Here is a 22,744-nt window from a genome sequence, read left to right as displayed (position 1 = left end):
ACATTCTCGGCCGCATCTCCTGCGGTCTCGGCTGGGTGTCGGTCAGCCGTTGGTGACTGTCACGTCGTCGGCCATGACGTACGCGATCCGGTGGTTGAACCAGATCTGGTAGTAGGTCGTGTCGCCGCTGATCACGATGCAGTCCGGGACGCCGTCGACCGTGGCGCAGTTGAAGTTGTTCGCCTTGTAGTAGTCGGTCGGGATCCTGGCGTCGGCCAGGACGTACTTCTGGCCGGCGGGGATGGTGTACTGCAGCGGGGCGATCGTCCGCGGCGTCACCCCTGCGGGGTAGTCGCTCGCCTGCGTGGGATAGGCCGTCCCGTAGATCTTGGCGGTGGTGCCCGCCTTCGGGGTGACGACCTTGCCGTCGGAGGGCAGGAGTACGTCGCGGGGATTCTGGATCCAGCCCTGCTTGCCACCGAACCAGACGCCCCACCACGTCGGCCGGGTCCGGTCGTTGACGACGACCTTCTGCCCGGCCGCCAGGCGCGGACCCCAGTTGGAGACCTTGGCGGAGCCGCCGACGACGGTGTCCGGCAGCAGCGGAGCGTCGGTGGAGGGCTCGGCGTAGACGTTGACGAAGTTGGTGCCCCGGTCGCTCGGGCACGGGACGCCTGCCTCCGTGCAGCCGGTCATCACGTTGCCGGTGTTGGTGTCGAAGTCGGGGTTGACCGTCCAGATCTCGCTGCGCGACTTCCTGTCGGGCTTGATCGGCGACCGCAGCAGGTCGAAGTAGTGGCTCCAGTCCCAGTAGGGGCCCGGGTCCCAGTGCATCCCGGCGACATTGGCCGGCGCGACGCCCTGGACCTGGTCGTGGCCGATGATGTGGGCCCGGTCCAGCGGGACCCCGTAGCTCTGGGCCAGGTAGCCGACCAGGGTGGCCGAGGTCTGGTACATCGCCTCGGTGTACCAGGCTCCGTTCGCGGCGTAGCCCTCGTGCTCCAGCCCGATCGAGTGGCTGTTGACGTACCAGTTGCCGGCGTGCCAGCCGACGTCCTTGCCGGGGATGTGGTGAGCGACGTGGCCGTCGACCGAGCGCAGCGTGTAGTGCCAGCCCAGGTAGGTCGGGTCCTGGACCAGCCTCACGGTGCCGTCGTAGGAGGTCTCGGTGTCGTGGATGACGATGTAGTCGACCGAGCCCTCCTCGGGCCGGCTGCCGAGGTCGTGGTTGCCGTAGTCGCCCACCGTGTCGCCGGTCTGCTCGTAGGGCGCCGGCAGCGACTCGCAGCCGAGCACCGCCGGGCACTCGACCGTCTCCGCCGCATCGGCATCGGCTTCGGCGAGGTCGAGCCGTCCGATCGCCTCCTCGCTGGCGGTGACCGGCTTCGCGGCCAAGGTGACCCGGTGGCCGTCGTTGGTCGTACGCGACTCCCCCGCGCTCAGCGTCGCGAACACCTGCCGCGCGAACTTGAGCGCCGTCGCCTCGTCGGCGGCCCCGCTGTAGCGACCGACTGCCGCACTCCAGTCCGCCAGGCTCTCGGCCCCGCCGGCAGCCTCCTGGTAGTCGGCCAGCACGGCGGCGCCACCACAGATGTTGGCGACCGCGTCCTCGTGCAGGTCGGCGACCGGGATCCCGGTGATGTCGTTGGCCGTACGCAGCGTCTCGACCTCCCCCAGCCTGACCGCCTCCTCGCGCTGGCGAGTGGCGGCTGCGGGCAGGTTGGAGCCGTCGCCCTTTCCGAGCGGGTCGGGGTGGGCCTCGGTGTCCTTCGCCAGGGCCGGCAGGTCGGTCAGGTGCATCGGGCCGTAGCCGCCAGACGTGCTCGGCGCCTCCCCGTGGGCATCCCAGCGCGACTCCATGTAGGAGACCGCGAGCAGCACCTCGGCCGGCACCCCGCTGGTCTCGGCCGCCCGATCGAAGACGGCTTGCCGGTCGGCGGTGCCCTCCAGGCAGGCGTTCCAGTCGGGCTCCGACGCCGAGGCAACCGCTGTGATCGGCACGGCGACGAGCAGACCGCCGAGCAGTGCTCCGGCCGCGGCCAGAGCCGGCCGGTATGGACGTGAGAGACGCATAGGCACGAGAAACCTCCCGGGACGCGGAAAAACCGACCCGTGCAACCTAGCCCAATCCGCAGTCGTGGCGGGCGAGTCTGCGGAAATGGCGAACGCCCTCCCAGAAGTCCGGGAAGGCGTTCGCGCAGATCTTAGCCAGATTCAGTCGAGATAGTCACGCAGAACCTGCGATCGGGACGGGTGTCGCAGCTTCGACATCGTCTTGGACTCGATCTGGCGGATTCGCTCGCGGGTGACCCCGTAGACCTTGCCGATCTCGTCTAAAGTCTTCGGCTGACCGTCGGTCAGGCCGAAACGCATGCTCACGACGCCGGCCTCACGCTCCGAGAGCGTGTCGAGCACCGCATGCAGCTGCTCCTGGAGGAGCGTGAAGGAGACCGCGTCGGCCGGGACGATCGCCTCGGAGTCCTCGATCAGGTCGCCGAACTCGGAGTCGCCGTCCTCACCCAGCGGGGTGTGGAGCGAGATCGGCTCGCGGCCGTACTTCTGGACCTCGATGACCTTCTCGGGGGTCATGTCGAGCTCCTTGGCCAGCTCCTCCGGGGTGGGCTCGCGGCCCAGGTCCTGGAGCATCTGGCGCTGGACGCGCGCGAGCTTGTTGATGACCTCGACCATGTGCACCGGGATGCGGATGGTGCGGGCCTGGTCGGCCATGGCGCGGGTGATCGCCTGACGGATCCACCAGGTGGCGTACGTCGAGAACTTGTAGCCCTTGGTGTAGTCGAACTTCTCGACCGCACGGATCAGACCCAGGTTGCCCTCCTGGATCAGGTCCAGGAAGAGCATGCCGCGGCCGGTGTAGCGCTTGGCCAGCGAGACCACGAGTCGAAGGTTGGCCTCGAGGAGGTGGTTCTTGGCGCGCTTGCCGTCCTCGGCGATCCACTCGAGCTCGTCGAGGATCTTCGGGGTGATCTTGCCGCCCTTCCCGAGCTTCTCCTCCGCGAAGAGACCGGCCTCGATCCGCTTGGCGAGCTCGACCTCCATCTCGGCGTTGAGCAGCGGGACCTTGCCGATCTGCTTGAGGTAGTCCTTGACCGGGTCGGCGGTCGCGCCGGCGACCATGACGGTCTGCTCGGGCTCGTCGGTGTCGTCGGAGGTGGAGACGACGAAGCTCTGCTTCGAGGCTTCCTTCTCGTCCTCCTTGATCGTGGGATCGGCGGCGACATCCTTCTCGAACTGCTCGTCGGGGATGTCGGGCAGGACCTTCTTGCCGTCGGGACCGAGCTGGACGACCGGGGTCGCCTCGTCGGTGTCGTTGTCCGAGTCGTCGTCCTCGATGTCGTCGACATCGACCTCGACGTCCTCGAGGACGATCTCTTCGCCGTCCTCGTCGATCTCGGTCGTCTTCTTCGGCCCGGGCTCGTCGGCCTTCTTCGCCGCGACCTCGGTGGCCTGCTTGGCGGGCTCAGCCGCCGCCTTCTTGGCGGCGGCCTTCTTCGCCGGCGCCTTGGCCGTGGTCGTCTTGCGGGTCGAGGTCGTCGCCGCCGCGGCACGGCCGGTGACGGCGGTGCCGAGGTCCACCGAGATGCCGAGCGTGCTCAGGTGACCGAGCAGTGCCTTGAGGTGCCTGGGCTCGACCGCGGCATCCTCGCTGGCCTGGCGGACCTGGTCGGGACTGACCCGTCCGGTTGGCTTGGCCTGGTCGATCAGTGCCTTCACGGCAGGGTGGGCGAGTACCTCAGCGGGTATCTTGCGCGCGTTCGAGGACACGAACACCTCTCCGTCGAACTTGGTCGAGACTTATCAAAACTGAGTTTGGGCGCGGCAGGGCCCGGGGTCGTCAAGAGCCGCAGATTCATTCTGCCACGATGGTGGTGAACAATCCCCATCCGGGGCATCATGTCCCCCAGCAACTCATCCGGCTGCTTTGGCTGCGGCTTTCTTCTGCTGTTTGTAGTCACGTACCTTCTGCAACGACGCAACGTCGACGACGTCAGCCACAGAACGGTAACCGTCGAGTGCGTAGTCACCGACGGCCTCCTGCCAGCCATCGGGCCGCACTCCCAGCTGCTTGGCCAGCAGCGAGACGAAGATCTGCGCCTTCTGCTTCCCGAAGCCGGGGAGCGCCTGGATCCGCTTGAGCAGGTCCTTGCCGCTGGCGGCCTCGGTCCACAGCCGGGTGACGTCGCCGCCGTACTCGTTGGTGACGATCGTCGCGATGCCCTGCACCTTCGCCGACATCGATCCGGGGAACCGGTGGATCGCCGGCGGCGTCGACGCGATCGTCTTGAACTCCTCGGGGTCCATCTCGGCGATCTTGGCGGGATCCAGATGGCCGAGGCGGGTCACCAGCTTGTGACCTCCCTTGAACGCATCCTCCATCCGATACTGCTGATCCAGGGCCATACCCAGCAGCAGCGCGAACGGATCCTCGGAGAGCAGCTTGTCGGCGGCCTCGTCGCCGGTGATGTGGAGAGAAGGCATAAGGAACATCCTGCCTCATCTCGTGACGTGGCGCGCGGTCGTCGCAGCATCCCGGAGACCTGGGCAGCGGATGACCATGTCCGTTCTCCGCCAGCCACGTCGGCAGCCCAGCGCTACGCTCGCGCGATGACAGACAATCGGGACAGAATCAAAGCGGCCTGGCGCGCATTCGCGAGTCATGACGCCGCTGAGATCGCATCCTTCTTCACCGCCGACGCGGAGTGGCTCGCCCCCGCGGGGAACGCTACGGCGGTCGCTCTCGGCGCGTCGAGCCACATCGTCGGCCGAGATGCGATCACCCGCTTTCTCGCCCATGACTTCGGTCGGTTGTTCGTGCGCGACGTCGTCGTGGACTTCCGAGGCATCTACGCCGATGGCGACCGGGTGATCGTGGAGGAGACGATGAGCGCGATCCTGGCGAACGGGAACTCCTACACCAACGACTACTGCTTCGTCTTCGAGCTGCGAGACGGGCTCATCCACCGAGTCCGGGAGTACATGGACACCGCCCGCGGGCATCGCGACATGTTCGCCGGATCTGCCTCGCGGACGTGAGCGCCTACGACGGATCTTCGCCGAGGGTTCGGGAGATCACGTACGCGCCGAGCCTGTGGAAAGCGGTTCGCGTGAATCAGGTATCCGTTGCACGCTAGGGCCATGGCCTCCATGCCCGCCCTGTCCGAGACATCCGTCGAAGGGCTGCACGAGCCGCTCTCGCCAGTGCTCGAGAAGCGGCTGAGACGTGCTGTGCTCGACCACACCGCGACCGAGCACCGGCGCTCGTTCCTGGCGCTCGTCCATCTCGGCATCCCCGGCGGCAAAGAGGTCGCCCACGCGCATCGCGAGGACGAGCCCACCGACCCGTGGCTGCGCACCGACATCATCCACAGCATGCGCCGCCGGGTCGGTGTGCCCGACCCGATCGTGTGGCTGACTCGTTCGACCGCAGCGAAGCCCGAGGAGATCGGCGCCGGTGACCTGGAGATCGAGGACGTCGACCTCCGCTGGCTCGCCGCCGCCCGGCAGGCATTCCGGGAGATCGGAGCACCCCTGACGTACGTCGTGGTGACCCGCAACGCGTGGCTCGACCCGCGCTCGGGGCTGAGTCGCCGGTGGAAGCGGCTGCGCTACCGCAACGACTAGGTGCAGCTAGGCCGGACGGTCCGACCGGAGCGCCTCCTCCCAGGCCGTCGGAGGAACGGCACCATCGAGCATCTGCGCGACCAGCACCCCGAGACCGTGGTGAGGCTCGCTCCGGAAGCACCTGTCGAGAGCACACCAGGCGAGCGCGCCGTCGCCGCCCAACCAGGCGGCGAAGGCCAGCACCGCGGCCGGGTGGGCGACGTGGTCGTCGGGGCTGCGGCGTACGACATCGGTCCACAGACGCACGTGAGCCCTGGCCTCCTCCCGGGTCATCCCACCCCAGGCGGCGTCGCGCCGCTGCGGGTCGCGCAGCGCGAGCAGCAGCGAGGCGATCTGACCGGCCGACAGCATCGTCCCGGCGACCGCGTCGTCGACCAGCCGGCCGACCTCGTAGATCTTCATCGACGCCGCCTGCCCCAGCGCCGCCTCGGTCTCGGCGACGGCCGTGGGGACTGCCGCGATCGAGGCGGCCAGCTCGGTGCGCGAGCGGCGCACCAGATGGCCGTCGTAGACCGCCTGGGCGCGGAACGGATGCGCACCGACGTCGAACGGCACGCCGTCGTCGGGAACGCCGTGGAACCCGAGCGGGTCGAACCAGCGGCCGTCCTGCACCCGCAGGCACCCGATCAGGTCGATCTCGCACTCGGCGAGCCTTTCGGCGAGACGGCGGGCGAGCTTCACCCCGAAGCGCGGGCCACTGTCGTAGAGGACGAGCAGGACGCCGCGCACCTGGTGGCGGACGGCGGGCAGCAGCAGGCTGTCCAGGCAGGTCTCGACCTCGTCCGGCGGAGGTAGGTCGATCCTGCCGTGGACCTGATGCTCACCGCCGAAGGTCAGCATGACGAGCGACTTCTCGGGCTGGAAGCCGAGCAGGACGGGAACTGCCGCCAGGACGTCCTCGGGACGGGCGATGGAGAGTTTCGTGGTCATGCGACCACGATCGCCGCGACCCACCGACAGTTTCGGCGCCAATAACCGTGCCTGTGAACAACCGCCTCCCCAATCATTCCTGTGGATGGTCAACGGCCCGAAACAGACTGTCCCCGCCGCCAGATAGGTTGCCACCATGAGAGCGCACGCGTCGGTGATGCATCTCGACCTCGACGCGTTCTTCGCCTCGGTCGAGCAGCGCGACAAGCCGTCCCTGCGCGGCAAGCCGGTGGTCGTGGGCGGCATCGGCGGACGCGGCGTGGTCAGCACCGCCTCCTACGAGGCCAGGACATTCGGCGTCCGATCGGCGATGTCGACCCGCGAGGCCCGTGCGCTGTGCGGCCATGCCGCCTTCCTCTACCCCCGCTTCCATGCCTATAAGAAGGTCAGCGAGCAGGTCTTCGGGATCCTGCGCGATCTGTCCCCGCTCGTCGAGCCGCTCTCGCTCGACGAGGCCTTCGTCGACCTCGCCGCCGCCGACCTCTCCGACCTCGAGGTCGAGACCGTCACCGAGACCGCCTCCAGGATCCGCGAGGAGGTCGCCGAGGTCACCGGTGGCCTGAGCGCCAGCGTCGGTCTGGCCAGCTCGAAGTTCATCGCGAAGATCGCCAGCGACCTCGACAAGCCCGACGGCCTCGTCGTGGTGGCGCCCGGCACCGAGCTCGACCTGCTCCGCCCGATGAACGTCAAGGTGATCCCCGGCGTCGGCCCTGCCACCGCCGAGCGCCTGCGCCGCGCGGGCATCCACACGGTGGCCGATCTGGAGCAGGTCAGCGTCGAGGAGCTCGTACGCCTGGTGGGCAGGTCCCACGGCACCAACCTCTACCAGCTGGCCAGAGCCCAGGACGACCGCCGCATCGAGCCCGAGCGCGAGACCAAGTCGGTCAGTGTGGAGGGCACCTACGACACCGACCTGACCGACCGGCCGCTCATGGAGCAGATCCTCACCCGGCAGTCGGGCGAAGTCGCGGCGAGGCTCAAGAAGAACGGTCTCTCGGGCCGCACGATCACGATCAAGGTGCGGCTCTATGACTTCACCACGATCAACCGCTCCACGACCCTGCCGGCCCCCACGGACCAGGCCGGCGCCATCGCCCGCCTCGCCAGGGCCCTGCTCGGTGAGCTCTTCACCGCGGGCGAGACGGCCGGGGGCGTACGCCTGCTCGGGGTCGGCGTCTCCGGGCTCGCCGACTGGATCCAGGAAGACCTCTTCGGCGACGACACCGACGAGGACGCCGAGCCCGACCTCCCCCTGCCCGAGCCGGTGCGCCGGCCCACCTGGGCGGCCGGGATGGACGTCGTCCACGCCGAGATGGGCCGGGGCTGGGTCTGGGGCTCGGGACGCGGCGTCGTGACCGTGCGCTTCGAGACCGCCGAGACTCCTGCCGGGCCGGTGCGGTCCTACGCCGCCGACGACCCCGACCTGCGGCCGCTCACCGAGTCCTGAGTCCCTCCCCCGGCTCGGGACTCGCCTTCGCGGCGATGGGGTGCGGTATCGCGCGGAGCGACCGGGGTGTGCGATAGCGCCTCGCGATGCGCCCGGCGCGCCGGTCCTGCGCTCGGGGCTTCGAGGGTCGCGGGGATAGGGTCTCGTTCATGTCTGCCGCCCTCTCCTCGACGCCCTGGCCGATCGCCCCCAAGAAGCCCTCGTCCAAGCAGTTCCACGGCCTGACCCGGGCTGATGACTACGAGTGGCTCCGGGAGAAGGAGAACCCCGAGGTCATCGCCTACATCGAGGCCGAGAACGCCTACACCAAGGAGCAGACCGACCACCTCGCCGACCTGCGCACCCAGATCTTCGAGGAGATCAAGGCGCGCACGCTCGAGACCGATCTGAGCGTGCCGACGCGGTCGCGCGGCTACTGGTACTACGGCCGCAGCTTCGAGGGGAAGCAATACGGCGCCAGCTGCCGGGTGAAGGCCACCGACCCCGACGACTGGACCCCGCCGAACCCCGACGAGGTGACCGGCGAAGAGGTGCTCCTCGACCTCGACGCGCTCGCCGAGGGCCACGACTTCTTCAGCCTCGGCGGCTCCTCCGTCAGCCCCTCGACCACCCTCCTCGCCTATGCGACCGACGTCGCCGGCGACGAGCGCTACACCGTACGCGTCAAGGACCTCACCACCGGCGAGCTGCTCGACGACGAGCTCACCAACGTCCACGGTGGCGCCACCTGGGACCGCGACTCCTCGGCGCTCTTCTACACGACCGCCGACGAGTCCTGGCGCGCCGACAAGATCTGGTGCCACCGCCTCGGCACCAGCCAGGACGAGGACGAGCTGGTCTTCCACGAGACCGACGACCGGTTCTGGGTCGGCGTGGGACGGACCAAGTCCGACCGGTTCATGTTCATCGGCACCGCCGCGAAGATCACCGCCGAGTACCGCTTCCTCGACCTCGACGACCCCGACGCCGGCTGGCAGGTCTTCGCCGCCCGTGAGGAGGGCGTCGAATACTCCGTGGAGCACGCCACCATCGCCGGCGAGGACGTCTTCCTGGTCACCCACAACGCCTCGGGCCCCGACTTCGAGATCGCCACCGCGCCGATCGCTCCGACCCCGCGGACCGAGTGGCAGCCGCTCGTCCCCCACACCCAGGGCGTACGCCTGGAGGACGTCGACGCGTTCGCCGGCCACCTGGTCGTGCACCAGCGCAGCGACGGCCTGACCCAGCTCCGCATCCTGGAGCTCGGCGAGAACGGCGTGGCCGACGACTACCTGGTGAAGTTCGACGACGAGCTCTACACCATCGGATCCGGCTCCAACCCCACCTTCGAGAGCCCGGTCGTGCGGCTCGGCTACACGACGATGCGCACCCCGGCCTCCGTCTACGACTACGACGTACGCAGCCGCGAGCTGACCCTGCTCAAGCAGGCCCCGGTCCTCGGTGACTACGACCGCGACGACTACGAGGAGCACCGGCTGTGGGCGACGGCCGAGGACGGCGTACGGGTGCCGATCTCGATCGTGGCGAAGAAGGGGCTCCACGAGTCGGGGCCGATCCCGGTGCTGCTCTACGCCTACGGCTCCTACGAGGCCAGTATGGACCCCTACTTCTCCATCGCCCGGCTGAGCCTGCTGGACCGTGGGATCGGGTTCGCGATCGCCCACATCCGCGGCGGCGGCGAGATGGGCAGGGGCTGGTACGACGACGGGAAGATGCTGAAGAAGCAGAACACCTTCTCCGATTACATCGCCTGCGCGCGTCACCTCGCCGAGTCGGGCTGGTCGACGCCGCAGACGATCATCGCCGAGGGCGGCAGCGCCGGCGGGCTGCTGATGGGCGCGGTCGCCAACCAGGCGCCCGACGCCGTCGGCGCGGTCGTCGCCGCGGTGCCGTTCGTGGACGCGCTGACCACCATGCTCGACGCCTCCTTGCCGCTGACGGTCACCGAGTACGACGAGTGGGGCAACCCGGAGGCCGACAAGGAGACCTACGACTACATGTCCTCCTACGACCCCTACACGAACGTCACCGCCCAGCACTATCCGCCGATCCTGGCCGAGACCAGCATCAACGACACCCGGGTGCTCTACGTCGAGCCCGCCAAATGGGTCGCCAAGCTGCGCGCGACGGCAGAGAATCCTGGTGACGTACTCCTGAAGACGGAGATGGCGGCCGGACACGGAGGAGTCTCGGGGCGCTACAAGGCGTGGGAGGACCGGGCGTTCAGCCTTGCCTGGATGATCGACCAGGTGACCTCTTCGTAGGGCATATCTGCGGGAATCTCGGGGTACTCCATGAGAAACCCCTGAGATTCACCTCATGATGCAACTTATCGCCCGCGGCGTACGTCGAACCGGACAAGAGATCGAAGACGGATTCGATGACAAGGCGCTCTACCAGGGAACACCTGGGAGGGGCGAAGCGTTGAAACCACCGTGAGGCCACAAACCTCACCGTGAGGAGGTTCCCATGGCGACACGCACCGCCACTGCCACCCGAGAGATCGAGGGCCGTGACAGCGTCGGGCTGTATCTCGATGAGATCGCCCGCAACGAGCTCCTGGATGCTGCCAAAGAGGTTGAGCTGTCCAAGGCGATCGAGGCCGGCCTGATGGCCGAGCACCTGCTGGCCGAGGGCCGCGTCGGCCGCAAGAAGGCACCCGGTGGAGCCACCCGAGCCGAGCTGGAGTGGCTGGCCGAGGAAGGCCACCGCGCCACCCGTCAGTTCATCAACGCCAACCTGCGACTGGTGGTGTCCATCGCGCGGAAGTACGGCCGCGCGCAGATGCCGATGCTCGACCTGATCCAGGAAGGAAACACCGGCCTGATCCGGGCCGTTGAGAAGTTCGACTACACCAAGGGCTACAAGTTCTCGACGTACGCGACGTGGTGGGTGCGCCAGGCGATCACCCGGGGCATCGCCCAGCAGGCGCGTGTGGTCCGGCTCCCGGTCCACGTCGTCGAGGAGCTCAACCAGGTCGGCGGTGCCCGCCGCACCCTGGAGCGTCAGCTCGGCCGCGACCCGGAGCCGGAGGAGATCGCCAACGAGCTCGGCATGGACATCGACCGCGTCCTCGACCTGCTCTCCTGGGGCCGCGACCACGTCTCGCTGGACACGCCGATCGACGAGGACGGCGACACCTCGCTGGGTGACCTGATGGCTCAGGAGTCGTCACCGTCGCCCGACATGGACGTCATCGACGTCGAGTCGCGCGAGCGGCTCAACTCGCTGGTCGGCCAGCTCGACGAGCGTTCCGCCGACATCGTCCGCTCCCGCTACGGCCTCACCGACGGCCGTCAGCACAAGCTCGCCGACATCGGCGTCAAGCACGGCATCTCCGCCGAGCGCGTACGCCAGCTCGAGCGCGAGGCCCTGCAGAAGCTGCGCCGCTTCGCCGACCCCGACCTCGCTGCCTGATCCTTACCCACCGACTCGGCGCTCCTCCTCAAGAGGGGTGCCGAGTCTTTCTGTGCCGAGACGTCAGCCTGGTCGGACGAGGCGTCACCAGCGTGCCAATTCGGCCGACGGGGCTGACGCCTCGGCGGTCAGTAGCCTTCGGGCGGCGGGGCCATCTCCAGGCGTACGCCGATGAGGCGGATCGGGCGGTCCTTCTCGACCCGCTCCAGGAGTGCCTCGGCCTCGTCGGCGAGGCGATCAGCGTCGAGGGTGGGCTCGGGGAGCTTGTGGCCGCGGGTGACGGTGAAGAACGGCTTGAGGCGGACCTTGATCTCGACCCGGGTGACCGGCCGACCCTCCTTCAGCACGTCCTCGAGGCACTCACCGCACAGGCGGCGGGTCGCGGCGACGATGTCGGGCCACTCGACGAGGTCCTGCTGGAAGGTCTCCTCGTGGCCGTGACCGCGCGCTACCCACGGCGAGGGGTCCACGGGGCTGGAGTCGGCGCCACGACCCAGGCGGCGCAGCCAGGGACCGGTCGTCGGGCCGATCGCGGCGGCCAGGCCCTCCGCCGAGGCCGCGCCCAGGTCGGCCACCGTCTCGATCCCGAGGCCGGCGAGCCGCTTCGCGGTCTTCGCCCCGATCCCCCACAGCGCGTCGGTCGGGCGGTGACCCATCTCGGCGTCCCACGACTCCCCCGTGATCCGGTAGACACCGGTCCCCCGCGGCTGACCATCCGGACCGGGCTCGTGCCCGCCCGCCCCGGCCTCACGCGCGAGGGCACCGTCGACGCGCTGCTTGGCGAACCCCGTGGCGAGCTTCGCCTGCAGCTTGTTGTCACCGACACCGACGCCGCTGCGCAGCCGGGTGCGTTCGAGCACGATGTCGCGTACGTCCTGGGCGAAGGCGGCCGGATCGCCGAGGTCGCCGTGGCCGGGGCCGGGTCCGAGGAACGCCTCGTCCCAGCCGAGGACCTCGACCAGGACCGGTACGCCGCCCCACTCCAGCGATCGCAGCGTGTCCATGACGCCCGCGGAGGCCTCGTCGTAGGCCACGTGGTCGACCGGCAGCAGCACCGCGTCGGGACACTTCCGTACCGCCAGCCGCAGCGGCATCCCCGAACCCACCCCGTGCGCCCGCGCCTCGTAGGAGGCCGTCGAGACCACCGCCCGCTCGGTCGGGTCCCCGCGCCCACCGACGATCACCGGCTTCCCTGCCAGCTCGGGCCGGCGTAGCACCTCCACCGCCGCGATGAACTGGTCCAGGTCGACGTGCAGCACCACGCTCATGCCCCGATGGTGCCACGAACAAGGGCGGCGAGGGGGTCAGCCCTCGGAGGCGGCCTCGGAGAGCGCCGCGGAGGCCTGCTCGGCCTGCTCGCGTACGTCACCGGGAACCGGCACCTCACCGGCGGTGCGCTGCTGCCACATCTGCATGGCAACGACCTTCGCGGCGGCGTCCTCGACAAGAGCGCGGTCCAGGCGACCGGAGCGCAGGGCCTTGACGACGCTGCGGTGCGCGGCCTTGGAGTTGGCCGGCATCAGCAGAAGGTCGGCGCCGGCCTCGAGGGCGGCCACCGAGGGCTTCTTGGTGGTGGTCGTGACCGCGCCCATGCCCAACGAGTCGGTGACGGCGACGCCGTCGAAGCCGAGGTCGTCACGGAGCAGGTCGTAGATGGGGGCCGCCATGCTGGCGGGCTTCCCGGGAGCCACGGCCTTGACGTCGACGTGGCTGATCATGACGGCCGGCGCCCCGGCGTCCACCGCGGCGTCGAACGGCACCAGGTCGCGGCGCTCGAGCTTCTTCTTCCCGAAGTCGAGCTCTTGGAGGCCGAGGTGGGTGTCACCGGTGACGGCGCCGTGGCCCGGGAAGTGCTTGGTGGTCGAGACGAGACCGGCGGCGTTGTAGCCCTGCACGGCCGCGGAGACCGCCGTCGCGGCGATCCTCGGGTCCTCGCTCGGGGAACGCGAGCCGATCGTCGGATCGGCCGCACCGACGGTCACGTCGGCAACCGGCGCGAACGCCCAGGTGAAGCCCAGGTCGCGCAGCTCGAGCGCCGTCGTCCGCGCCGCCTCGGTCGTCGCCGTGACGCCCTTGCGCGGCTTCGCCTCGATGGCGTCACCTGTGCGCGCGAACTCCGGGAACTCGGTGGCCACGCCGCGCAGGTGGGACACGACGCCACCCTCCTGGTCGACGCCGATCACCGCGGGGAACGAGCGGCCATCAGCCGCCACGGCTCGGGAGACCGCGGCGGTCGTCTCACGCACCTGGGCCTCGTCGACGACGTTCTCGCCGGTCACGCTGACCCCGGCGAGGTGGAGCTTGCGCACCATCTTGGCCGCCTTGGCCGGATCGGTGCCGTGGTAGCGGCCGACGATCACCTGTCCGGCGAGCTGCTTCTCGTCCCAGCCCGCCACCAGCTCGCGGGCGGTCGCCAGCTCTCCGCGCGTCGGCCCCCAGGCGAGCGGCGTGGTGTCCTTCTTCGGGTCGGTCTTCGTGGTGGCGGCGGCCGGCCTGTTCGGCTCTTCCTCGGCCCTCGTCGGCATTCCGACGGTCACCGCCGCCGCGCCCGCGCCGGCCGCCAGGGCCAGCACGGCCCCGGCGATCACCGGCCGCATCCACCGCCTCGGACGACGCTGCGGATCCTCTGAATCGGTGTGCATGCCCCCAGTCACGCGGCCGAGTATGTCAGCAACACCCGCTCATCACCGCGTTCCGGCGAGTGCGTCGTAGATCTCCCGCACCCGCTTGCGGAGGTCCTCGAGGGTGCCGGTGTTGTCGATGACGTACGTCGCGGCGGCGAGCCGATCCTCGCGACTGGCCTGCGCGGCGATCCGGGCGCGGGCGTCGATCTCGGTCATCCCGCGCGTGATCGCCCGCTCGACCTGGGTCTCGACCGGTACGTCGACGACGATCACCTCGTCGAAGAAGGGCGCGTAACCCACTTCGACCAGGAGCGGGATGTCGTTGACGACCAGCTTGCCGGCCGCCCGGCCGGCTTCCTCGAGCTCCGTGGAGCGTGCCCCGACCAACGGGTGCACGATCGCGTTGAGCCGCCCCCGGGCGCCCTCGTCGGCGAAGACGATCTCCCCCACCTTCGCCCGGTCGAGCGCACCGGACTCGGTGAGCACCGACGGACCGAACTCCGCCACGATGTGGGCGAGCCCCGGCGTACCCGGCTCGACGACCTCCCGGGCGATCTTGTCCGAGTCCACGATCACCGCCCCGAACCCGGCCAGCAGCTCCGACACCGTGCTCTTCCCCGAGGCGATCCCGCCGGTGAGTCCTACGCGCATGGCCCCAACCTAGTAGGGCCGTTGTCGGCGCCTCGCGCCACCTAGGCCGGCATGGCCGAGTCGAGGCTGTCGCTGCAGGCGAACCGGCGCCGGTAGGCCTGCGGGGAGAGCCCCCGCACCCGGGTGAAGTGGTGGCGCAGGGCCGCTGCGTTGCCGAAGCCGACCTCGCTCGAGATCCACTCCACCGACCGGTCGGTGCGCTCCAACAGCTCCTCGGCCCGGCGCACGCGCTGGGCGGTGATCCAGGCATAGGGCGTCGCCCCGGTCTCGGCGCGGAACCTGCGAGCGAACGTACGCGAGGACATCAGCACTCGATGGGCGAGCGAGTCCACGTCGAGGTCTTCGTGGAGGTTCTCCACGATCCAGGCCAACAGGGGGCCGAGCGTCTCGGCGTCGACCTCTGGCACGGGGTGGGAGATGAACTGCGCCTGACCACCGTCGCGCTGGGGCGGCACGACCATGCGGCGGGCCACGGCGGAGGCGACCGCTGCGCCGTACTCCTGGCGCCAGATGTGCAGGCACGCGTCCAGCCCGGCGGCGGTGCCGGCACTGGTGATGATCTGCCCGGTATCGACGTAGAGCACCTCGGGCACCACCTTCGCCTCGGGGAATCTCTCCGCGAGCTCGTCGGTGTACTTCCAGTGGGTGGTGCACTCACGCCCGTCGAGCAGACCCGCCGCCCCCAGCGCGAACGCCCCGCCACAGACGGTCAGGATCCGGGCACCACGGTGATAGGCGCGCAGCAATGTCTCGGCGATCCGCGGCGGCACCGGGTCGCCCCGGCGCATGGCCGGCACACACACCAGGTCGGCCTCGTCGGCCCGTTCCAGACCGTAGGTGGCCTCGATCCCGAAGCCCAGGTTCGAGCGCACCAAGCCGGGCTCGAGCGAGCAGACACCGAACTCCAGCAACGGCACCCCGTCGTCGCGCCGGTCGAGCCCGAAAGCCTCGCACACGACTCCGAACTCGAAGGGGGCGACACCGTCCCAGATCACCGCAGCGACGTTTCTAAGCACCTCAGAAGGGTGCCAGTTGGCAGGAAATCACGCAACTTAGGCATTTCTGCCAATGTGGCAGGAATACCTGGTAGCGAAGAATTACTGCCATGACCACAGCACTGATCCTCATCGCACTGTTCGCCCTCGTCACCTACGCCACGCTCGCCACGATCCACGGCGACCGCCCCAAGGCCGCTCCCCGGTCCCACGCCATCGACCCGGCCTTCCAGCCTGCGGCCAGGCTCCCCTAGAAAGCCGAATGCCCGGCCCCTCGAAAGGGGCCGGGCATTCGTGCTTTTCAGAGCATCAGCTCACGCGTTCACTGACCGCCGGTCAGCTTCTCGCGCAGCGCCTGCAGCGCCTCGTCGGAGGCGAGCGAGCCGCCCTCGTCCTCGGAGACGGTCTCGTCGACCGAGCCACCCGAGGAGTAGGAGGTGGCCTCGCCGGCCTCGGCAGCCTTCTCGGCGGCCTCCTGCTGCTGCTTGATGTGGGCCTCCCAGCGAGCGTGGGCCTGAGCGTACTGCTCCTCCCACTTCGCGCGCTGCTCGTCGTAGCCCTCGAGCCACTCGCCCGTCTCCGGGTCGAAGCCCTCGGGGTAGATGTAGTTGCCCTGGTCGTCGTACGTCGCCGGCATGCCGTAGAGCGTCGGGTCGAACTCCTCGACGTCGGTCGAGGTGACCGTCTCGTTAGCCTGCTTGAGCGAGAGCGAGATGCGACGGCGCTCGAGGTCGATGTCGATGATCTTGACCATGACGTCGTCGTTGACCTGGACGACCTGCTCGGGGATCTCCACGTGGCGCTCGGCCAGCTCGGAGATGTGCACCAGGCCCTCGATGCCCTCCTCGACGCGGACGAACGAACCGAACGGCACCAGCTTGGTGACCTTACCCGGGACGATCTGGCCGATCTGGTGGGTGCGGGCGAAGTGCTGCCACGGGTCCTCCTGGGTCGCCTTCAGCGACAGGGAGACACGCTCGCGGTCCATGTCCACGTCGAGAACCTCGACGGTGACCTCGTCACCGACGGTGACGACCTCGGACGGGTGGTCGATGTGCTTCCAGGACAGCTCCGAGACGTGGACGAGACCGTCGACGCCGCCGAGGTCCACGAACGCACCGAAGTTGACGATCGAGGAGACGACACCCTTGCGGATCTGACCCTTCTGGAGCTGGGTCAGGAAGCCGTGGCGAACCTCGGACTGGGTCTGCTCGAGCCAGGCACGGCGCGAAAGGACCACGTTGTTGCGGTTCTTGTCGAGCTCGATGATCTTGGCCTCGAGGGTCTGACCCACGTACGGCTGCAGGTCGCGGACGCGACGCATCTCGACGAGGGAGGCCGGGAGGAAGCCACGCAGGCCGATGTCCAGGATGAGACCACCCTTGACGACCTCGATGACCGCGCCCTCGACGACGCCGTCCTCCTCCTTGACCTGCTCGATCGTGCCCCAGGCGCGCTCGTACTGCGCGCGCTTCTTGGACAGGATCAGGCGGCCTTCCTTGTCCTCCTTCTGGAGAACCAGGGCCTCGACCTTGTCGCCGACCTCGACAACCTCGGAGGGGTCGACGTCGTGCTTGATCGACAGCTCGCGCGACGGGATGACACCTTCGGTCTTGTAACCGATGTCGAGCAGGACCTCGTCCCGGTCGACCTTGACGATGACACCGTCCACGATGTCGCCGTCGTTGAAGTACTTGATGGTCTCGTCGATCGCGGCGAGGAAGTCCTCTTCCGACCCGATGTCGTTGATCGCGACCTGAGGCGCGTCGTAGTCGGGAAGAGGAATGTTGAGCGTGCTCGTCATAAGGGAGGTGGTTTCCTTGGGTGGACAGATATCGTCGGGTCACACACGGCTCAAGTCTCGGGTCGGCAGCCCCTCACCGGCACCAGCACAAACAGGCTTCGTCGCCCTGCGCGAACCGGCGGTAGAGGTAGCAAGCCAAGGTCCACTAGGTCTGGGACCCGGGCAGACTTCAGACGCAGTTTCTTAGCCTACGCTCCCGCCACAGGCTCCGTCCAACTGTCGACGTCACCGCGCTGGGCCTACGCTGTAGGGGTGGACCAAGCCATCAGCCCGGTCGTTCGACCGGAGGCGCCCATCGATCCCCCTTCGACAGGCTCAGGACATCGCTTCGGCGCGATCGAGACCTTCGGAACGACCGGCCCCGTGGTCAGAGCCGAGAGGCGTACGGTCGGCGAGGCCGAGTCGCGGCACGCGAACGGCCCCGACTGGGACCGCTATGCCGACGAGTACCAGGCGACCCATGGACCGTTCCTCGGCGAGGCCGGGTTCGTCTGGGGCCCGGAGGGCCTGACCGAGGCCGATCTCGGCATCCTCGGCGACGTCGACGGCCTGGACGTGCTCGAGCTCGGCTCCGGGGCATGTCAGTGCTCCCGCTGGGTGAACACCCAGGGCGGGCGCGCGATCGGCCTGGACCTCTCGGGCCGTCAGCTCCAGCACTCCCGGCGCCTCGACGAGCAGACCGGCGTGGTCGTCCCGGCGGTGCAGGCCACCGCGACCGACCTGCCGTTCGCGGACGGCTCCTTCGACGTGGTCTTCTGCTCCTTCGGAGCGCTGCAGTTCGTCAGCGACATCGCCCACGCGATCGCCGAGACCGCCCGCGTCCTGCGGCCCGGCGGCCGCTTCGCGTTCTCGATCACCCACCCGACGCGGTGGATGTTCCCCGACGACCCCGGCCCCGAGGGCCTGATCGCCGCGCAGTCCTACTGGGACCGCACGCCGTACGTCGAGGTCGACGACGAGACCGGCAAGGTGTCCTACGTCGAGCACCACCGCACCATCGGGGACTGGGTCTCGCTGCTGGCCGGTGCCGGGTTCAAGATCACCGACCTGGTCGAGCCCGAGTGGCCCGAGGACCACGAGCGGGTCTGGGGCGGCTGGTCACGGACCAGGGGCCTGCTGACCCCCGGGACCGCGATCTTCGGTGCCGACCTGACCAGCAGCTGAACAGGGCCGGCTACGACGAAAACCCGAGCGCGGGCCCGGAGGCTGTCAGCCTTCGGGCCCGCGAACGTCTACGCCTGTGTGGGTTGAGCCTCAGGCATCCACCAGCGTCTTGTCGTCGGCGGAGGCGTGGGAGCCACCGTTGGGCTTGCGGCCGCGCAGGACCAGCCAGAGGCCGATCAGCAGGAAGATCAGGCCGGCGACGAGGCCGACGACGGGGATCCAGGTGCCGATCAGGTTGAGCTTGGAGATGTTGGCCTTGGCGTCCTTGGCGTTCTTCGCGACGGTCTCGTCGGAGTAGCTGACCTCGATGTCGATCACGGTGGTGTCGCCGGCGACCGCCTTCTGGGAGCCGGTCTGGTCGATGTACTGACCCGTGGTCGGCTCGACGTAGATCGTCTGGGCGCCCTCGTAGGTGCCGATCGTGTCGTCCTCGGTGCCCTCGGACTCGCCCTCGCTCAGGGTCGCCTCGGTCGCGGGGATCGATACCTCGAACTGGTAGGTCTTCACGCCCTCCACCTCGACGTCGTCGACGTAGGTGGCGACGACGGACTTACCGAGGGTGTCGTCCCAGTACTCGTAGTCGTGACGCTCGGTGCCGAACGGGAACTTCGCGACGTAGCCCGTCATGCCCTCGGTCGCGAACTCCTCGCCGACGTACTTGGCCTGGTCCTTGACCGGCTCAGCGGTCTTGCGGTCCAGGGCGTACGCACTGTTGGAGATGTTGACCGCGCGCGGGTCGGTGTCGGGGTCGACGCAGTCGGCCGGGTCATCCTCCTGGACGACGATGCAGGCCACCTCGATCAGCACGACGACGTCATCGGTGGACGCCTCCGGGTCAGCCTTGGTCACGTTGACGTATTTCACCGGAACTGGGGTATCCGACTTGGCCTGTGCACCGCTGGCCGTGCCCTCGAGCACCGTGCGCGAGTCGACATTCAGCGGAAACTTGGCAGCGGCGTCCTTGGCCCAGAATCCCGCCACCGCGGCAGCGACCAGCGCAAACGCGCCGACCAGCAAGAAGACGTAACCAATCACTCTTCGCATGTTTTTGCCCCTCCCAAGGCCTCGGGTCCCCCCTCGATCCGCGAACCGTAGCAGCAATACCGGGAGAGGTGTGCAACGGGTCACAAACCACTGTGCGACACTTCCTCTTCGTGTCACTTCCCCACACCACCTCCACCGCTGCCGAGCCCGCCGACGGGCCGGCCGGCGACGGCTTCCTGGCCACGCCGGGCAAGGTCCTCGCGGCAGCGCTGGCGATGATCGCCGTCCAGCTCGGCTTCCGCGCCTGGGCGCTGAGCGGGTCGTGGTACCGCTTCGACGATGCCAACTTCATGTCGAAGCTGATGTCCGACGGGCTCTCGGGCGACCTGCTCTTCCACGGCTTCGCCGGACACCTGATGCCGGGCGCGTTCGCGCTGACGTCCTACAACTTCAGCCTCGACCCGTACGCCTGGGCCTACCCGGCCGCCGAGCTCCTCGTGCTGCAGGCGATCGCGAACCTGGGCGCACTGGTCTTCCTCTGCTCCGCGTTCGGGAAGCGGCGCGGGATCCTGCCGCCGCTGGCGCTGTTCCTGTTCAGCTCGATCAGCCTGCCGGCGTTCCTGTCCTGGGGCCCCGGGATCACCCAACTGCCGTTCCTCGCCGCGATCTTCTGGGGGTCGTGGGCACACCTCAACTACCTGCGTACGCGGCGGTTCGGCTGGGCCCTGCTGACGATGCTCATCACCCTGGCCGCCATCGCCTTCGGCGAGAAGGCGATGCTGCTGTTCTGGCCCTACGCCGTGCTGGCGCTGGGCTGGTTCGCCAGCGGTGACATCCTGACCCGGCTGCGGACGATCCTGGGCCGCTACCTGCCCGGCGTGCTCCTCTACGGGGTCGTCTCGATCGGCTCCGTGGTCGCCTACCTCACGCTGGGCGCGGGATCGTCGAAGGCATCGGGAGCCTCCGACGCCAACGGGTTCGCCCTGGTCGCCCAGCGGTTCCTGTTCGAGTCGTGGGCACCGGGCGTGGTCGGCGGGCCGCTGCGCTGGACGTGGCTGGAGGGCAACTCGGCCGGCTGGGCCGAGCCCGGCGCGGTGGTCTCGGTGCTCGCCGTCGGCGTGCTGGCGCTGCTGACCTACGAGCTCGCCCGCACCCGCTCGATCGCGCTGCGGGCGTGGTGGCTGGTCGGCGGGATCCTCGTCATCGACATCGCCCTGATCACCGCCATCCGGGCCGGCGGGGTCGGTGCCGACATCGCCCTCGCCTACCGCTACCTCACCGACACGATCGCGGTCACCGCGATGGCCCTCGCGCTGGCCACGCTGCCGCTGCGCGGGGCGGTGGAAACGCTCACCCCGACGCGTACCTCGCCCTTCCTCGACGTGCCGAAGCGCGTCGCCGGCGTGACCGCGATCGTCGCGGCACTGGGGCTCTTCTCGTCCTACTCCTACGCCCAGGGCTGGCACGAGGACGACAACACCCGGCGCTACGTCGACACCGTCCGCGCCGACCTGGCCGAGGTCGAGGAGCCGCTGCCGATGGCCGACGGGCCGGTGCCCGAGTGGATGGTCTGGGGCGCGTCCTACCCCTACAACCAGGTGAGTCGGGTGCTCCGGCCGCTGTCGGACAAGATGGCGTTCCCCAAGGCCAGCACCGACAACCTCTACCTGGTCGACGAGGACGGTCACATCCGGCCGGCGCTGGTGGACCCCGAGCGACGCTCGGTCGGCGCCGTCGACCCGACGCCGAGCCTGGACAAGTGCCCGCTGCGGGTGCGGCAGACACCGCTGGAGGTGGGCCTCGACGGTGGCGTGGACGGCGCCGGGTGGTGGATCCGGGTCGCCTACGTGGCTGCCGCCGAGGACGCCGGCCGGATGCGGGTGACCGCCGGCGAGCATTCTTACGATGTCGAGATCGAGCCCGGGTTCCGCAGTCTCTACCTGCGTACGGGCGAGGGACGCTTCGACACCATCGGCCTCCAGAGCCTGACTCCGGGGTCGAAGCCGTGCCTGGGTGGCATCGAGGTCGGCAGCGTGGTGCCGTTCGGCGACCCGATCTCAGGGCCTGAGGAGGACGGCTGATGGCCGACCGAAACGGAGCCCGAATCGAACTGGATCGCCGGTTCCTCACGCTCGACGCGCTGCGCGCCGTCGGGGCGCTGATGGTGGTGCTGACCCATGTCGCGTTCCACACCGGCCGCTACCCGCAGGGCTGGACCGGGGCGATGCTCGCCCACTTCGACCTCGGCGTTGCGCTCTTCTTCGTGGTCTCCGGGTTCCTGCTGGCCAGGCCGTGGTTCGCCGCCAGCGCCGCCGGAGCTCCGCCGCCGAGCACCGGACGCTACCTGTGGAAGCGGGCGCTGCGGATCCTGCCGCTCTACTGGGTGGTCGTGGCCGTCTGCCTGATCGCCGCGCCCGCGAACTCCGATGTGGGCCTCGGAGGCTGGATCGCCAACCTGACCCTGACCCAGATCTACACCCAGGACACCCACGCCTACGGCCTGGCGCACATGTGGAGCCTGTGCACCGAGGTCGCCTTCTACCTCGCGCTGCCGCTGGTGGTGCGGCTGCTGACGCCGCGAGACCGTCTGGACCTACGCCGCGTGCTGGTCCTGTGCCTGCTGCTCTCGATCGGCGGCGTGGCGTTCGCAGCCGGCGCCCGGACGTGGTTCGACCAGCCGTTCGCGGCCGAGTGGCTGCCGGCGTACCTGCCGTGGTTCCTGGCCGGCACCGCGCTGGCGGCCTGTTCGGTCGACCCGGGCATGCGCGCGCGGCTGGACGCCGCGGCGCGCGACCTGGCCGGGTGGTGGCTGCTGGCGCTGGGGCTCTTCGTGGCCGCCTGCACGCCGATCACCGGCCCGACCGGGCTGGTGGATGCGCCGACACCGGCCGAGTCGGCGCTCAAGTGCGTCCTCTACGGTGCGGTCGCGGTGTGCGTCATCTTCCCGCTGGTCTTCGGGCCCGAGCTCGACGGGCCCGTACGCCGCTGGCTGGCCGGTCCGGTGCCCAGCGCGCTGGGCGAGATCTCCTACGGGGTCTTCTCGATCCACATGTTCGTGCTGCTCATGGGCATGGAGCTGCTCGGGTTCGGCACCTTCAACAACCGTTTCTGGACGGTGCTGGCGATGACGTTGGCGGTCACCATCCCG

Annotated in this window: 18 protein-coding genes and 1 pseudogene; 9 read left to right on the top strand and 10 right to left on the bottom strand. The window is 69.1% G+C overall.

From position 1 onward, the window contains the following. Nucleotides 1–42 precede the first annotated feature (42 nt). From ACFV9G_RS22010 to ACFV9G_RS22000, 3 genes are all read right to left on the bottom strand, one after another. Entirely contained in the window at nucleotides 43–2,013 is a 1,971-nt protein-coding gene (locus ACFV9G_RS22010) for an N-acetylmuramoyl-L-alanine amidase (protein WP_378729876.1), read from the bottom strand. 141 nt (nucleotides 2,014–2,154) lie between these two features. Further along, on the bottom strand, nucleotides 2,155–3,729 hold the full coding sequence (locus tag ACFV9G_RS22005; RefSeq protein WP_378729874.1) for an RNA polymerase sigma factor: 1,575 nt from the start codon (nucleotides 3,727–3,729) through the stop codon (nucleotides 2,155–2,157). Between the two features lie 138 nt (nucleotides 3,730–3,867). After that, a complete protein-coding gene (locus tag ACFV9G_RS22000) occupies nucleotides 3,868–4,446 on the bottom strand; it encodes an HhH-GPD-type base excision DNA repair protein (RefSeq protein WP_378729872.1) in 579 nt (192 codons plus the stop codon). Nucleotides 4,447–4,563: 117 nt separating this feature from the next. On the opposite strand from ACFV9G_RS22000, the gene ACFV9G_RS21995 reads away from it, so the two are divergent. After that, nucleotides 4,564–4,992, top strand: coding sequence for a nuclear transport factor 2 family protein (locus ACFV9G_RS21995; protein WP_378729870.1), 429 nt, complete (start codon nucleotides 4,564–4,566; stop codon nucleotides 4,990–4,992). Nucleotides 4,993–5,094: 102 nt separating this feature from the next. Then, nucleotides 5,095–5,580, top strand: coding sequence for a hypothetical protein (locus ACFV9G_RS21990; protein WP_378729868.1), 486 nt, complete (start codon nucleotides 5,095–5,097; stop codon nucleotides 5,578–5,580). 6 nt (nucleotides 5,581–5,586) lie between these two features. On the opposite strand, the gene ACFV9G_RS21985 is transcribed toward ACFV9G_RS21990, so the two are convergent. Further along, nucleotides 5,587–6,510 (bottom strand): DUF4192 domain-containing protein, encoded by a 924-nt coding sequence (locus ACFV9G_RS21985; protein ID WP_378729866.1) that lies wholly within the window; start codon nucleotides 6,508–6,510, stop codon nucleotides 5,587–5,589. A 136-nt stretch (nucleotides 6,511–6,646) separates the two neighbouring features. Here ACFV9G_RS21985 and ACFV9G_RS21980 point away from each other — a divergent pair, with 136 nt between their 5' ends. From ACFV9G_RS21980 to ACFV9G_RS21970, 3 genes are all read left to right on the top strand, one after another. Then, nucleotides 6,647–7,957, top strand: a complete 1,311-nt coding sequence (locus tag ACFV9G_RS21980) for a DNA polymerase IV (protein ID WP_378729864.1) — start codon at nucleotides 6,647–6,649, stop codon at nucleotides 7,955–7,957. A 149-nt stretch (nucleotides 7,958–8,106) separates the two neighbouring features. After that, nucleotides 8,107–10,221, top strand: a complete 2,115-nt coding sequence (locus ACFV9G_RS21975) for a S9 family peptidase (protein WP_378729862.1) — start codon at nucleotides 8,107–8,109, stop codon at nucleotides 10,219–10,221. 205 nt (nucleotides 10,222–10,426) lie between these two features. After that, on the top strand, nucleotides 10,427–11,374 hold the full coding sequence (locus ACFV9G_RS21970; protein WP_378729860.1) for an RNA polymerase sigma factor RpoD/SigA: 948 nt from the start codon (nucleotides 10,427–10,429) through the stop codon (nucleotides 11,372–11,374). 128 nt (nucleotides 11,375–11,502) lie between these two features. Here ACFV9G_RS21970 and ACFV9G_RS21965 read toward each other — a convergent pair whose 3' ends face one another. Genes ACFV9G_RS21965 through ACFV9G_RS21950 form a run of 4 tightly spaced genes read right to left on the bottom strand, consistent with a single transcriptional unit; the run spans nucleotide 11,503 to nucleotide 15,665 of the window. Further along, nucleotides 11,503–12,642, bottom strand: coding sequence for a DNA polymerase IV (locus ACFV9G_RS21965; RefSeq protein ID WP_378729858.1), 1,140 nt, complete (start codon nucleotides 12,640–12,642; stop codon nucleotides 11,503–11,505). Between the two features lie 36 nt (nucleotides 12,643–12,678). Beyond that, a complete protein-coding gene (locus ACFV9G_RS21960; RefSeq protein WP_378729856.1) occupies nucleotides 12,679–14,016 on the bottom strand; it encodes a glycoside hydrolase family 3 N-terminal domain-containing protein in 1,338 nt (445 codons plus the stop codon). A gap of 42 nt (nucleotides 14,017–14,058) precedes the next feature. Continuing rightward, complete coding sequence (gene coaE / locus ACFV9G_RS21955; protein ID WP_378729854.1) at nucleotides 14,059–14,649, bottom strand: dephospho-CoA kinase; 591 nt, start codon at nucleotides 14,647–14,649, stop codon at nucleotides 14,059–14,061. A gap of 41 nt (nucleotides 14,650–14,690) precedes the next feature. Continuing rightward, on the bottom strand, nucleotides 14,691–15,665 hold the full coding sequence (locus ACFV9G_RS21950) for a helix-turn-helix domain-containing protein (RefSeq protein WP_378729852.1): 975 nt from the start codon (nucleotides 15,663–15,665) through the stop codon (nucleotides 14,691–14,693). 89 nt (nucleotides 15,666–15,754) lie between these two features. Here ACFV9G_RS21950 and ACFV9G_RS21945 point away from each other — a divergent pair, with 89 nt between their 5' ends. Beyond that, nucleotides 15,755–15,898: a hypothetical protein gene (locus tag ACFV9G_RS21945; protein WP_378729850.1), complete on the top strand. Its 144-nt coding sequence runs from the start codon at nucleotides 15,755–15,757 to the stop codon at nucleotides 15,896–15,898. Between the two features lie 68 nt (nucleotides 15,899–15,966). Here ACFV9G_RS21945 and rpsA read toward each other — a convergent pair whose 3' ends face one another. After that, the gene (gene rpsA / locus ACFV9G_RS21940; protein ID WP_008361841.1) at nucleotides 15,967–17,448 is read right to left on the bottom strand and encodes a 30S ribosomal protein S1; all 1,482 of its coding nucleotides are present in this window, start codon (nucleotides 17,446–17,448) and stop codon (nucleotides 15,967–15,969) included. Nucleotides 17,449–17,811: 363 nt separating this feature from the next. Between rpsA and ACFV9G_RS21935 the strand changes: the two genes are divergently transcribed. After that, entirely contained in the window at nucleotides 17,812–18,612 is an 801-nt protein-coding gene (locus ACFV9G_RS21935) for a class I SAM-dependent methyltransferase (protein ID WP_378729847.1), read from the top strand. Nucleotides 18,613–18,702: 90 nt separating this feature from the next. Here ACFV9G_RS21935 and ACFV9G_RS21930 read toward each other — a convergent pair whose 3' ends face one another. Beyond that, nucleotides 18,703–19,656, bottom strand: coding sequence for a DUF3068 domain-containing protein (locus ACFV9G_RS21930; RefSeq protein ID WP_378729845.1), 954 nt, complete (start codon nucleotides 19,654–19,656; stop codon nucleotides 18,703–18,705). Between the two features lie 110 nt (nucleotides 19,657–19,766). Between ACFV9G_RS21930 and ACFV9G_RS21925 the strand changes: the two genes are divergently transcribed. Both ACFV9G_RS21925 and ACFV9G_RS21920 read left to right on the top strand, forming a co-directional pair. After that, nucleotides 19,767–21,677 (top strand): hypothetical protein, encoded by a 1,911-nt coding sequence (locus ACFV9G_RS21925; protein WP_378729843.1) that lies wholly within the window; start codon nucleotides 19,767–19,769, stop codon nucleotides 21,675–21,677. Continuing rightward, a pseudogene (locus ACFV9G_RS21920) lies at nucleotides 21,677–22,738 on the top strand (acyltransferase family protein); the annotation flags it as partial. The gene ACFV9G_RS21925 and the pseudogene ACFV9G_RS21920, both read left to right, overlap by 1 nt. Nucleotides 22,739–22,744 lie beyond the last annotated feature (6 nt).

It is taken from the genome of Nocardioides sp. NPDC059952 (assembly GCF_042730435.1).
Lineage (GTDB): Bacteria > Actinomycetota > Actinomycetes > Propionibacteriales > Nocardioidaceae > Nocardioides.
Note: the sequence above shows the minus strand (reverse complement) of the source record. Positions and strands in the feature narration are given on the sequence as shown.

Bases quoted from the DNA above. Each gene is read 5' to 3' on its own strand.
- ACFV9G_RS21965 (WP_378729858.1), bottom strand. From the start codon at position 12,642: ATGAGCGTGGTGCTGCACGTCGACCTGGACCAGTTCATCGCGGCGGTG.
- ACFV9G_RS22010 (WP_378729876.1), bottom strand. From the start codon at position 2,013: ATGCGTCTCTCACGTCCATACCGGCCGGCTCTGGCCGCGGCCGGAGCA.
- ACFV9G_RS21985 (WP_378729866.1), bottom strand. From the start codon at position 6,510: ATGACCACGAAACTCTCCATCGCCCGTCCCGAGGACGTCCTGGCGGCA.
- ACFV9G_RS22000 (WP_378729872.1), bottom strand. From the start codon at position 4,446: ATGTTCCTTATGCCTTCTCTCCACATCACCGGCGACGAGGCCGCCGAC.
- ACFV9G_RS21930 (WP_378729845.1), bottom strand. From the start codon at position 19,656: ATGCGAAGAGTGATTGGTTACGTCTTCTTGCTGGTCGGCGCGTTTGCG.
- ACFV9G_RS21960 (WP_378729856.1), bottom strand. From the start codon at position 14,016: ATGCACACCGATTCAGAGGATCCGCAGCGTCGTCCGAGGCGGTGGATG.
- ACFV9G_RS21990 (WP_378729868.1), top strand. From the start codon at position 5,095: ATGGCCTCCATGCCCGCCCTGTCCGAGACATCCGTCGAAGGGCTGCAC.
- ACFV9G_RS21995 (WP_378729870.1), top strand. From the start codon at position 4,564: ATGACAGACAATCGGGACAGAATCAAAGCGGCCTGGCGCGCATTCGCG.
- coaE (WP_378729854.1), bottom strand. From the start codon at position 14,649: ATGCGCGTAGGACTCACCGGCGGGATCGCCTCGGGGAAGAGCACGGTG.
- ACFV9G_RS21970 (WP_378729860.1), top strand. From the start codon at position 10,427: ATGGCGACACGCACCGCCACTGCCACCCGAGAGATCGAGGGCCGTGAC.
- ACFV9G_RS21975 (WP_378729862.1), top strand. From the start codon at position 8,107: ATGTCTGCCGCCCTCTCCTCGACGCCCTGGCCGATCGCCCCCAAGAAG.
- rpsA (WP_008361841.1), bottom strand. From the start codon at position 17,448: ATGACGAGCACGCTCAACATTCCTCTTCCCGACTACGACGCGCCTCAG.
- ACFV9G_RS21945 (WP_378729850.1), top strand. From the start codon at position 15,755: ATGACCACAGCACTGATCCTCATCGCACTGTTCGCCCTCGTCACCTAC.
- ACFV9G_RS21980 (WP_378729864.1), top strand. From the start codon at position 6,647: ATGAGAGCGCACGCGTCGGTGATGCATCTCGACCTCGACGCGTTCTTC.